Here is a 12,575-nt window from a genome sequence, read left to right as displayed (position 1 = left end):
TCGTGCACAAAGCCGTTAAGATACAAAGTAATTTAGAACTTATCTGCAATTGCAACCATGTTACATTACAAAGACTTACGCGGGTTTCTTGACTATTTAGAACAAAATGGAGAACTCAAACGTATCAAACAAGCCATTTCTCCTTTTTTAGAGATGACGGAGATCTCATCACGCGTGCTGCACAACAAGGGTCCTGCATTATTGTTTAACAACCCAGAAGGCTTTGATATGCCGGTGTTAACCAATCTATTTGGTACCGAGCAAAGAATCGCTTTGGCCTTGGGTGCCGAAGATGCCAGCAAATTGCGTGAGATTGGTAAGCTTTTAGCTTATTTGAAAGAACCCGAACCACCTAAAGGCTTAAAAGATGCCTGGGATAAGCTGCCTGTGTTAAAGCAGGTATTAAAAATGTCACCAAAAGTCATCAAAAAAGCGCCTTGCCAAGAAGTTATTATTGAAAAAGATGCCATTGATTTTTATAAAATGCCTATTCAAACCTGCTGGCCTGAAGATGCCGCCCCTTTAATTACCTGGGGATTAACAATCACCAACAGTATTCGAAAGGAACGTTTAAATCTGGGTATTTATCGCCAACAAGTCATTGGCAAGAATAAACTTATTATGCGCTGGTTACATCACCGTGGTGGTGCATTAGATTATCAAGCCTGGTGCCAGAAATATCCAGATAAGCCATTTCCTGTATGTGTCGCACTAGGGGCTGATCCTGCAACAACATTAGCGGCAGTGACACCAATTCCCGATACACTATCAGAATATGCCTTTGCCGGATTATTGCGTGGTGGTAAAACTGAACTTGTCAACTCTTCACTTCACGGTGAAGAGATTCAGGTGCCAGCACATGCTGAGATAATTTTAGAAGGCTTTATCTATCCTCACGATATTGCAGAAGAAGGCCCCTTTGGTGATCATACGGGATATTACAACGAAGTAGAAACATTTCCTGTATTTACGGTTGAAAAAATAACCCATCGTAAAAACCCCATCTATCATAGTACCTACACAGGAAGACCACCGGATGAGCCTGCTGTTTTAGGGGTGGCTTTTAATGAGATTTTTGTACCGATTATTCAGCGACAATTCCCTGAAATCATTGATTTCTATTTACCGCCTGAAGGCTGCTCGTATCGCATGGCTGTGGTGAGTATTAAAAAACAATACCCAGGACATGCCAAGCGTGTCATGATGGGTGTATGGTCTTTTTTAAGACAGTTTATGTACACCAAGTTTGTCATTGTGGTTGATGATGATATCAATGTCAGAAACTGGGAAGATGTCATCTGGGCAATTACAACACGTATGGACCCAACCCGTGATACAACTTTAATTGACAACACACCTATTGACTATTTAGACTTTGCCTCACCCGTATCAAGCTTAGGGTCAAAAATGGGCTTAGATGCTACCAATAAAATGCAAGGAGAAACAACGCGTGAATGGGGGAAAAAGATTGAAATGCGCCAGGATATCATCGATAAAATTGACCAGATGTGGCATAAGTTAGACATCTAATGCGTTTATTTCGATCCAAATCGCTACAATCCGTACTGCTGTTATTGCTGCTTGGGACACTTTGGGGGTCAGGCTATACTATTGCCAGGTATTGCATGACCCACGGTGTACATCCCTTAGGTTATGGCTTTTGGCAATCCATAGGTCCCATGATCTTCTTGATTTTGGTTGTGATAAGCGCCAAGATCCCTTTTTCAATTAAACCCAATTATATTCGTTATTATATCGCCTGTGGTGTTTTGGGTATCGCGATACCCAACACCATGATGTATTTTGCCGCACAGCACATCCCTTCAGGTATTTTAACCGTTTTAGTAAATACCGTGCCCATTTTAACCTTTCCTTTGTCTATCTTATTTGCATTGGAACGCTTTACCTATCAGCGATTTTTACTTGTTCTTATTGGCTTTTTAGGCATCTTTTTAACCATTATCAGTAATTCATCTCTGCCAAGCCTGCATAATATCCCTTGGAGCATTATTACTTTGATTGCGCCTTTGTCATTCTCACTTTGTGCGGTATGGATTTCTGCCTTTCGTCCAATGCCAAGTAATTCTTTAAGCCTATCCTTAGGTATGCTGATCATCTCATCGATTTGTTTGACACCACTGACATTTTTGATGCATAAGTTTTACCCAATAAGCTTCCCGCTTAACACCAATGACTGGCTGATTTTACTTGAAATCATCCTATCAAGTGCCGGCTACATCGTTTTATTTATCCTAATCAAACTGGCAGGACCGGTTTATTACTCTTTGGTTGGCGGTGTCGCATCCATTGTTGGCCTTTTGTGGGGAAGAATTTTCTATAATGAGGGATTAAACCTCATTTCCTGGATAGGGGTTGTATTGATTATTAGTGCGATCGTATTACTTACCGTTTTAATGAAGACCAATAAGCATTAAGCTTCATGATCGCTCATTTCACTCACATTGACCCACTCACCACTTATTCGCATTTTTACATCAGGATTCACAGTATATACACCACGCTTGATCCGTTTGAAAAGTTTATAATTGTATGGGTGTGTACTATTAACTTCATTTTTAGATAGAATGCTGCTTATATACTGTCTTTTTTTACGAAATACTGGCGTTATTTTATCACTAAAACTTGAAAACATTTCAAACAACTTAACCGCAGTAAACGCTAATATCAACCCAGGCTTAACGTTATGGCTTTCATACCTTAAATACATCATCATCCACAATAACAATAAAAATTCCCCTTTATGTGCAGGAATCTTGATTAACTTATCATTAATTTGCAGTGAAATCGCATCTGGAATAAGCGTTTGATAAATATCTGGCAATTTGTTTTTAAGGTATTTATCATCCTTAGTGGCTTTTGATAACGCGATAAACAAAGCCGTTTGATTATTATTATCCACCTCATTAATATCGGCACCTAACTGAGTTAACTCAGCAATATGCTCGCTATTACCGACATAAGCTGCACACATAAGTGGTGTCATGTTAAAGGTATTACGAAACGCTATACCATAACGATTAATATTTCCCAGCATGGCTGTGCTGTTTCGATACATATACTCACGAAAATAAGCATCTTCTAAAAGCGTCATCGATTTATTAAGATTCTGTGCTGCTTTAAGCCCAAATTGAGTCAGCTGCGTTATTAATTTTTGATCGTTGTAAACAAGTGCATAGTTTAAAAGCGTAATTTGTTCTTTCTTAGACACTTTTTTTGTAACTAAACACTTTTGAATCAGTTGTTGTAAAACATCTTTGTTGATCACTTCCCAAGGGACTTGCTGTTTTTTCAACACTTTTTCTTCAATGGCTTGTGCTTGCTCTTTTTTGCCTTGCATGGCAAGTTTACTGGCCTCTTTCTGCCACTCATCAGATGAGGAAGTTTCCTCCTGCAGCAACAAGTTGTTAATTTCATTAACCTCAAGCAATTGCAAAAAGCGATGTTTCGGCACCTCTTCGATAAGATATACATTTTTAACAGATCTTGTTACAGCGACATACAAGGCATTAATATAAAACTTATACGTCTCAAGCGACTTATCTGTTTTCTTTTTTGCTCTGGCATACTCAAAATCCACGGTTAGATATGATGCATCCATGCCTTTTGCGATCTCAGTATATCTTGATTCATTAGAAATAAAGTTATATAAAATAATGTTTTGGTACTCTAACCCTTTTGCTTCTTGCACCGTAAATATCAAAGGTGTTTTAAAATGCAAGGCTGCTTTGGCTTTATCGCTTTCATGCAAGACCAGCACAGCATAATGGATTGAGCTTGAAGTTTTCTCATTAAACTCTTTGACAATTTTAGGCGTCATCCCTAAACAACTCACTTCTCCTGTTGATTGTGAGACACTCTCCACCAAATAATGACTCTCTTTATCAACAGAACCAAAACGGTAATTTTTAAACTTTAAAATTCTATTGGCTAACTCAGTAACTTCAGGAGAGTTTCGGTAATTTTTTGTTAAAATTTGTGTAATTTTATGCGTGTGAAACGCATCTGTCGTATGAAAGTAGGATTTTAAATTTGACCAAGAAAAAAAGTTGGGATGCACAATTTGGTTCGCATCGCCACAAAGCAAAAACTGCCCGCTTTGCTTTAACGAATTTAATACTAGCGACAGTTGACTATTGGTAAAGTCCTGCACCTCGTCAATAACAACTGCATCATACTTTTTTTCAGCCAATGATTGGTATTCATTGGCGGTGATATTACTGTCATGGTAATTCTCTTTTTTCAGGAAGTTCAAATATTTTTCAAAAAGCTGATACACTTCTTGCCTTTGTTCTTCAAGATAAATTGATTGCTTGACACCTAGTGACATATATCTATCCTTTGACAAATAGTTCACTGATGCATCAGCACCTGTAATCACGCCACGAAACTCTTCAAATAATTTACGGCCATCTTTAATATTTTTTGATGTCGCCTGATTATGGAACCATTTCATAAACTCACTTGCAGTAATTTCCTTTCCACCTGGGATTTTAATGGTCTCTAAAAATTCCTCAAAAGACAAAAAGTCCAGCTCTTGGTCCGAATTTTGGTAGCCATGCGCATAATAAATTTTTTGAGTATGGCTGACAAGATAACTTGATAAGCTAATATATAAACAATGCCCCGTTAAGGTTTTTAATTTTTCCAACGTTACTGATGTTTTACCACTTCCTGCAGAACCGATAATAATTAATGGCAATGGATGTTGGATGATATCATCTTGCCTATCATCGAACATAATAAATTTATCAAGTAACCGAACAGGCCTGTTCTTTTGTACAAACTTCATATCATAAGAAATATTCTGCTGACTCATATCATTTGCAATAATATTTTCTTCTTTAAGCTCTGATCCAGCTAAAAACCTTGATTTATTATAATCGTGATTTTTAATCACTTCCAACATCAAAAAGTGGGTATGTCCTTGATGTTTAACAGGCAAAAACAACAATCGATTTGTATCGTCTAATTTCGCACGAAAATACCCAGTTGGCTTAAGTTTTTTAACATCCGCCGACTTAAAATCACCCTGCGACAGTGAAGTAACCACTTTATCAAATTTACTCTTTAACCCAGAATAGTCTAAATCTTTGTAATACAAAATAGGAAACATATTTTCAGCACTTCCACACAAGTTAAGTTAATATACGTATTGCATTATTCTCCCATATAATGAGGTATATTGAAATATCACCTTGATAATCTGACTTAAGGCAAACGACCTTTAGACTACTTTATAAAATACTCAGCATTGACAACAACTCTGATCACTTTAGATGGATCACTGTTCCCATAACTGTGATCTGCATTACTAATCGTAAACAAGCCTTGGCTTGCCTGTCTTAATGAACCTAAATTTGCCTGGGCATTTTCTGCAAATTTCCACGCGGCAAGCTTGGCATTATTTGTTGCAAGTTTTAGCATTTCTGGCTTGATTTCATTTAGCTTTGTATAATAATACTGCACATCGTTACTGCTGATTAACACATCCTTTGAAACAAGGTCTATAACCTTTTGTGATAATGACTGAATTAATGTTACCTGAGATGTTGTAACGGTCACATCGCCATATGAACTATATTCAATATATGAGCTCTCTTCTTGCCCGTTTTTATCCACCTTCTTAGTGTTTTGACTCGTTGAGATTGAGCCAAAATAAATATTCTTTTTATCAATACCATTTTCAAGCAAAAATGATTTGATTAACTGCTGATCTGTGTTTATTTTTTGATATAGCTTACTTAGGCTTGTTGCCGTTGCATTATAGTTAATCTTCCATATAACATTGTCTGCTTGAACCTTCCGATCAGAAAGGCCCTTGACTGAAACATACCGGTTAAATTGATGAAAATGTAAAATGCCATATGAAATACAATAACCTAATACAATAATCCCTATCGATAAAATAGCGGCACTTATCATAATATATACATTATTTTTCTTCACTGTTGTTCTCCTGCTGATAAAAAAGTTTTTTCACTTGACCCCTGCTGTGCCAGATTTTCCTGATTGATCTTTGTGTCACACAATCTGCCATTATTAACATGGAAATATTGCGCATCATATGGTTTAAATAAATCAGATAAGTGCGATCTCTCAATACAAGTCGCAATCACCTGCCCATTTGTTTGCATAAGTTTCTCAAACAAGTGGGATAAATGCGTTTGATCCAACTCTGAGTGAAGATCATCCACTAAATAAAGACAACCTGTTTTTCGCTTTTGTGAGAAAAGCGCACCTTGTGCCAATTTAATCGCGCAGATTAAAAGTTTCTGTTGACCACGTGAGAGAATATCTTGGGCTGGGTGGCCATTCACTTTAAAACGCAAATCAGCTCGATGTGGCCCATGATTTGTTATCCCCGTTTTCACATCCATTATGTAATGTTCTGCTAAAACGGCTGATAAAGGCTTATCTGATGACCATCCTTTAAAATAACTCATCTGAATAGCGAATTGATTTGAAAATACAGATAAGATTTCCTGAACCTTAGGCGCAAGCTTATCAAAGTAGTTTTGCCTTTGTATATGCAAGCTTTGTGATTTCTCTACCAGTTCGTTTTCCAGTATCTCAATGTAATTTCGAGGAAACTGCTGTTTTAATGCGGCATTTCTTTGCTTTACAAGCCGCTTCACCTGCTGCCATGTTTTTAAAAAAGCATTATCATAATAAAAAGCACCCCAGTCTAAAAACTTACAACGCTGTTGTGCACCACTGTTAAGTAAGTTAAAACTCTCAGGATTAAACAATTGCACAGGAAATGCTTGTGTTAAAACTGACTGAGAAAGCTGTGCTTCGCCATTGAGCTTAATCACACTTTTACCATTTCTCTCGCGCATACTGCCAATTGTTAATTCAGTTTGGTCAAAAAAGCGACCAAATAGCTGGAAGTTCTGTGCTTCATACTGAATAATTCGTGATAGCTGAGCACTGCGAAATGAACGCCCTAAAGATAAAAAATAAATGGCTTCTAAGATAGAAGTCTTACCTGAACCATTATTACCATAGATCAAGTTAAACCGTGAATGCAATGGCAAATCTGCAAACACAATGTTACGAAAATGATGTATGTTTAAATGCGTTAAATGCATTTTAGCTTTTTTTCTTCAAACAATCTTTGCACTTAATATATAAAACCGAACTATGTTCAATCAGTTGCCCACCATGCTCTTCAACTGCTTTGATCTGTCTTGCCTCAATCACATCATCAACAAATTCTTCAACTTTATGACAATGAATACAGATCATATGATCATGATGCTCATCAGATTCAAGCTCATAAACAGCCTGATCACCACCCAGATTTAAACGCTGTAAGATACCTGCAGATTCAAACTGAGCCAGCACTCGATATACAGTTGCAATACCAACTTCTTCATTGTTTTGCTGTAACAGCTTAAAAACATCATCTGCCGATAAATGGCGTTTATCCGCATTTTCAAAAATATGTAATATCTTTAATCGCTGCTGGGTGATTTTAAGCCCAGCCTGCTTTAAATCTTCCTTTCCTAAAGTCATGATTTTATAGAACACTTATCAATGGTGGCGTTAAAAAGCATTATAACGGGATATATGATATAAATGAAGCATGTTTTTAAACTGGTATTTTAAAAATCGGACCTGCAAAATGATCAACAAGCGGTATAGATTATATAACGGCTTATCGTTATAATGTCTATCATCTTTAAAAAACAATATGCTAAGCCTGTTATGTTAATGTACCCACAAATTGATCCGGTTGCTTTTTCTATTGGTCCGGTTAAAGTGCATTGGTATGGGATCATGTATTTAATTGGTTTTGCCAGCGCCTGGGCACTTTCATTAAGACGCTGCAAAAAACCATACAGCCCAATCAATTCAACTCAGGTCTCTGATGTCATCTTCTATGCAGCATTAGGTGTTATTATTGGTGGCCGTGTTGGCTATATGCTCTTTTATGATTTCAAAAACTTTATTACACACCCTTGGATCATCTTTCAAGTCTGGGATGGTGGTATGTCATTTCACGGTGGGCTTATCGGTGTTGTTATTGCGATTATGCTGTTTTGTCGCAAGCATAAGCGCAATGTATTTGATGTTTTAGATTTTTTAGCACCAATGGTGCCCATTGGTCTTGGTGCAGGACGTTTGGGAAATTTCATCAATGGCGAGCTATGGGGACGAGTGACTGATTCACCTATCGGCATGGTTTTTCCTACAGGAGGTCCACTGCCACGCTATCCTTCCCAACTGCTAGAGCTCTTTTTAGAAGGTATCTGTTTATTTATCATTTTATGGGTGCTCTCAAAAAAACAGCGACCACGTTTATTTATTTCAGCACAGTTTTTATTGTGGTATGGTATTTTCCGATTTATCGCCGAGTTTTTCCGCCAGCCAGACCCACAAATGGGTTATATGCTATTTAACTGGATGACCATGGGACAACTATTATCATTGCCAATGATTATCAGTGGCTTACTTATTTTACTTTATGTTTCAATGCATACACGCAATACCAAGGAGCTGTCATGCAACAATACTTAGATTTTTTAGCTTATATTGATCAATATGGCATTGAGAAATCAGATCGAACCGGAACAGGTACAAAAAGCATTTTTGGTTACCAAATGCGCTTTAATCTGCAAGATGGCTTTCCATTAGTCACAACTAAGAAGATTCACTTAAAAAGCGTCATCCATGAACTTTTGTGGTTTTTAAAGGGAGATACCAATAATAATTACCTGACGAACAATGGTGTGCGTATCTGGAATGAGTGGGCGTGTGAAGATGGTGATCTTGGCCCTATTTATGGTAAACAATGGCGTTCATGGCAAACCAGCAATGGCCAATCTATCGATCAGATCCAGGCTGCTATCGAGCTTATCAAGACAACACCTGACTCACGACGGATTATCGTTTCAAGCTGGAATCCAGAAGTCTTGCCTGATGAGCGTATTTCAGCGCAACAAAACGTAAAAAATGGCAAAGCAGCCTTGCCACCTTGTCATACGCTCTTTCAGTTCTATGTTGCCAATAACAGGCTTTCATGTATGCTGACACAGCGCTCAGCTGATGCTTTTTTAGGTGTGCCATTTAATATTGCCTCTTATGCCTTACTAACACACATAATGGCACAACAAACAGATCTTGAGGTTGGTGAATTTATCTGGTCAGGTGGTGACTGCCATATCTACAGTAACCACAAACAACAGATTCAACAGCAATTAGCACGTAGTCCACTACCCCTGCCAACGCTTCAGATAAAACGAAAACCTGCATCAATATTTGATTATCAATATGATGACTTTGCCGTTTTAAATTACCAACACCATCAAGCAATTAAAGCACCCGTAGCCATATGACAATTACAACCTCTGTTGACAAAAAACAACTTAAAATTCTGCTACTTGAAGGCATTCATGCAAAAGCAAAACAAACCTTTATTGATGCAGGTTACACAAATATTGAAACCTTACACCATGCACTTGATGATAAATCACTGATCGAAAAACTAAAAAAAGTTAAAATCGTCGGTGTGCGATCGCGCACGCAGCTAAATCAACATGTTTTGCAAGAAAGCCCACATATCAGCGCTATTGGCTGCTTTTGTATTGGCACCAACCAAGTCGATTTGCCAGTAGCACAAAAACTGGGCATCCCCGTATTTAACGCCCCTTTTTCAAATACAAGAAGTGTTGCAGAGCTTGTCATTGGACAAATGATCTTATTGTTTCGCAATGTTATTGATAAAAACCAGCAGATGCACCAAAAACAATGGCAAAAATCAGCCCAAGGCGCTCATGAAGTTCGTGGGAAAACGCTGGGTATTGTCGGTTATGGCCACATTGGCTCTCAAGTCAGTGTCTTAGCAGAAAGTTTAGGACTTAATATTGTTTATTATGACATTGATAACAAACTGCCTTTAGGCAATGCAAGACAGCTAAGCAGTCTTAAAGCATTGTTAAAGCAATCTGATATTGTAACACTGCACGTTCCTGATACACCACTTACCCGTAACCTCATTACAACACCACAGCTTGAGATGATGAAAGCCAACAGCGTATTAATCAATGCTTCTCGTGGTCATGTTGTTGACATTAATGCATTATGCCAGACACTTCGCACAGGAAAGCTTAAAGGCGCCGGGATTGATGTGTTTCCTGAGGAACCCTCAAGTAATGATGAGCCTTTTAATAGCCCATTGGTTGATTTTGATAATGTATTTTTAACACCGCACATTGGTGGCAGCACACAAGAGGCACAGGAAAATATCGCGCTTGAAGTTGCGCATAAGCTCATAAAATACAGCGATAATGGCTCAACCCTGTCAGCTGTCAATTTTCCAGAGATTTCCCTGCCAACGATTGCTGAAGAGAATATCCATAGAATCCTGCACATCCATCATAACCAACCAGGGGTGATGCGTGCAATTAACCGCATATTTTCTGACTTAAATGTTAATGTAGAAGGCCAGTTTTTAAGAACGCTAGGTGAGATTGGCTATGTTGTTGTTGATATTAATAGTGATCAGCATGACTCCAGCACTTTGATAAAAAAGCTTAAATCAATTGATGGCACAATCCGTGCCAGGATTTTATTTTAAAAAATATGATGCCAGATAGCAAAATATTACAACAATGGGTTGACCTATATCAGGTGCAACATATCTTTGTTGGCTTTAGCGGCGGTGTTGACTCAAGTGCACTTTTACATCTTTGCAGCTATCTTGACATCAATATTACTGCTTTACATATCAATCATGGTTTAAGCATACATGCCAACACCTGGCAACAACACTGTCAGCAACAGGCTAAATCTTATGGCATAAACTTTGAAAGTATTCAACTACAGCCACCAGATAAGCTGCGTAATATTGAAGCATGGGCACGAGAGCAGCGTTTTGCTTTTTTTACTGATAAGTTAACAACACACCCTAATAGCATCCTTTTTACTGCACACCACCAACAAGATCAGGCTGAAACTTTCTTATTAAATGCTTTACGCGGCAGTGGCATCATGGGGTTATCAGGCATTAAACCCGACCAACCCTTTGCCAAAGGGCATCTTATCCGTCCTTTATTAGATTACACAAAAAAACAATTACAACAATACTGCAGAAAACATGCGATTGATTGGATTGAAGATGAGAGCAATAACTGTGTGGATCTGCGCCGCAATGCCATCCGTCATAAGATCCTACCTGAACTTGAAGGTATTCAACAAAATGCCAGCGCCCTTTTATCCAGAAGTACCATGTGGTGTCAAGAAGCTCAAAGCTTATTGGATCACTATCTACAAAAAGAACTTCACACACTTTTTGATGAAAACAAATACACTTTAGCACTTTCACGTTTAAAAAATTTCTCGAAGCTGCAGCAAAAACACCTCATTCAGCACTGGTTAAACAATATTTTAGATCAGCAATATCACCACCGTCAATTACAACAAATCCTTCAAGGTGTTGAAAATGCCTGTGCTAATTGGTGCTATAGGCTTTCTCACTGGCAATTCGCCATTCAAAACAAGCGCCTTTTGGCAACGAAAATCAATGGAAATAATCTTTTAACTGCTAAAACAGATTTAACACAGCCTGATACAAAAACAATCATTGATTGGCTAAATATACATTCACTTAATTTTGATGTGAAAACAACGAAGCTTATATTTCGCCAACGCCAACCCGGTGATCGCTGTCGCTATCCTAAAAGACAGCATAAACAAAAATTAAAAATTCTATTTCAGGAGCTTGATATCTCCGCAAACAAACGGCAAAAAGCCATTATTATTTGTCAAAAAGCAAAGCCAGATGACATTGTCGCTGTTTACCCTTTTTTTGTCTGCCCTGAATTTTTATCTTCAAAATAGATTCACACTGGTCAGATGGTTACACATCAAATATCAATAAAGCAATTGAGGCAATTAATAAAATACCCATCGCTACATTAAATAATCGCAATGCGGTTTGATTGTGCACGAATTTTTTAATAAATTTTCCACTGACAAGCCAAAATCCAATGCTTGGAAAAGTGACAATAAAAAAGACAAAAGCAATAATCACAACCTGTAAAAACAGATGATTTTGCCCTTGGGTATAAGTAGCAATTGCAGCGATTGCCATGACCCATGCTTTGGGATTTACCCATTGAAACAACACGGCATTAATAAAGCTTAGCGGCTTGGCTTGTTTTTCATTTTGATCATCAAGCTTTGTGCTGGCAAATATAATTGAAACCGCCAGATACAGCATATAAATTGCCCCCAAGTATTTAATGATGGTATGAATCACCGGATAATGATCAAAAACACTCTTAAGGCCCATGCCTACAGCAATAACCATGATAGGAAAACCAAAGCAGATGCCTAAAAAATGCGGCAGTGAACGCATAATACCAAAACGCAGACTTGATAGCATAATCATAAAATTATTAGGCCCTGGCGTTGCGGTTGTTGAAACACAATAAAAAACCAAAGCAAGCAAAAATGTCATTCTAAACCCTCATTAATAGAAAATTGCACATACCGCCTGAAAAACGATTTACAAGTGGTATAATATTAACCAGATCTAAGATAACAAC

Annotated in this window: 11 protein-coding genes; 6 read left to right on the top strand and 5 right to left on the bottom strand. The window is 37.9% G+C overall.

Annotated features, from left to right (window positions below; genetic code table 11):
• Positions 1 to 57 precede the first annotated feature (57 nt).
• The gene (ubiD, locus tag DNK84_RS00670) at positions 58 to 1,530 is read left to right on the top strand and encodes a 4-hydroxy-3-polyprenylbenzoate decarboxylase (protein ID WP_119342649.1); all 1,473 of its coding nucleotides are present in this window, start codon (positions 58 to 60) and stop codon (positions 1,528 to 1,530) included.
• Entirely contained in the window at positions 1,530 to 2,435 is a 906-nt protein-coding gene (locus tag DNK84_RS00665) for a DMT family transporter (protein ID WP_119342648.1), read from the top strand. The genes ubiD and DNK84_RS00665 overlap by 1 nt, the downstream gene beginning before the upstream one ends.
• On the opposite strand, the gene DNK84_RS00660 is transcribed toward DNK84_RS00665, so the two are convergent.
• The 4 genes from DNK84_RS00660 to fur all read right to left on the bottom strand — a co-directional run bounded on the left by DNK84_RS00660 (position 2,432) and on the right by fur (position 7,539).
• Positions 2,432 to 5,134 carry an AAA family ATPase gene (locus tag DNK84_RS00660; RefSeq protein ID WP_119342647.1) on the bottom strand — a complete coding sequence of 901 codons (2,703 nt, stop codon included), beginning with the start codon at positions 5,132 to 5,134 and terminating at the stop codon, positions 2,432 to 2,434. The two genes, DNK84_RS00665 and DNK84_RS00660, sit on opposite strands and share 4 nt — an antisense overlap.
• Before the next feature lie 116 nt (positions 5,135 to 5,250).
• The gene (locus DNK84_RS00655; protein WP_119342646.1) at positions 5,251 to 5,967 is read right to left on the bottom strand and encodes an SIMPL domain-containing protein; all 717 of its coding nucleotides are present in this window, start codon (positions 5,965 to 5,967) and stop codon (positions 5,251 to 5,253) included.
• Positions 5,964 to 7,112: a DNA replication/repair protein RecF gene (recF, locus tag DNK84_RS00650; protein ID WP_119342645.1), complete on the bottom strand. Its 1,149-nt coding sequence runs from the start codon at positions 7,110 to 7,112 to the stop codon at positions 5,964 to 5,966. Before recF ends, DNK84_RS00655 begins: the two co-directional genes overlap by 4 nt.
• 1 nt (position 7,113) lies before the next feature.
• Entirely contained in the window at positions 7,114 to 7,539 is a 426-nt protein-coding gene (gene fur / locus DNK84_RS00645) for a ferric iron uptake transcriptional regulator (protein ID WP_119342644.1), read from the bottom strand.
• 192 nt (positions 7,540 to 7,731) lie between these two features.
• Here fur and lgt point away from each other — a divergent pair, with 192 nt between their 5' ends.
• From lgt to tilS, 4 genes are read left to right on the top strand one after another with little or no spacing between them, the layout of a single operon-like run.
• Entirely contained in the window at positions 7,732 to 8,544 is an 813-nt protein-coding gene (gene lgt, locus DNK84_RS00640; protein WP_119342677.1) for a prolipoprotein diacylglyceryl transferase, read from the top strand.
• Positions 8,529 to 9,362, top strand: a complete 834-nt coding sequence (locus DNK84_RS00635) for a thymidylate synthase (protein WP_119342643.1) — start codon at positions 8,529 to 8,531, stop codon at positions 9,360 to 9,362. The genes lgt and DNK84_RS00635 overlap by 16 nt, the downstream gene beginning before the upstream one ends.
• Entirely contained in the window at positions 9,359 to 10,603 is a 1,245-nt protein-coding gene (gene serA / locus DNK84_RS00630; protein ID WP_119342642.1) for a phosphoglycerate dehydrogenase, read from the top strand. Before DNK84_RS00635 ends, serA begins: the two co-directional genes overlap by 4 nt.
• An 8-nt stretch (positions 10,604 to 10,611) precedes the next feature.
• Entirely contained in the window at positions 10,612 to 11,865 is a 1,254-nt protein-coding gene (gene tilS, locus DNK84_RS00625) for a tRNA lysidine(34) synthetase TilS (protein WP_162902130.1), read from the top strand.
• Positions 11,866 to 11,884: 19 nt separating this feature from the next.
• Here tilS and DNK84_RS00620 read toward each other — a convergent pair whose 3' ends face one another.
• On the bottom strand, positions 11,885 to 12,487 hold the full coding sequence (locus tag DNK84_RS00620; protein WP_119342640.1) for a LysE family translocator: 603 nt from the start codon (positions 12,485 to 12,487) through the stop codon (positions 11,885 to 11,887).
• Positions 12,488 to 12,575: the final 88 nt, after the last annotated feature.

Origin of the sequence: Facilibium subflavum, assembly GCF_003574485.1 — a bacterium.
GTDB lineage: Bacteria > Pseudomonadota > Gammaproteobacteria > Francisellales > Francisellaceae > Facilibium > Facilibium subflavum.
The sequence above is the reverse complement of the archived record's forward strand: the minus strand, read 5'-3'. Positions and strand labels throughout refer to the sequence as shown.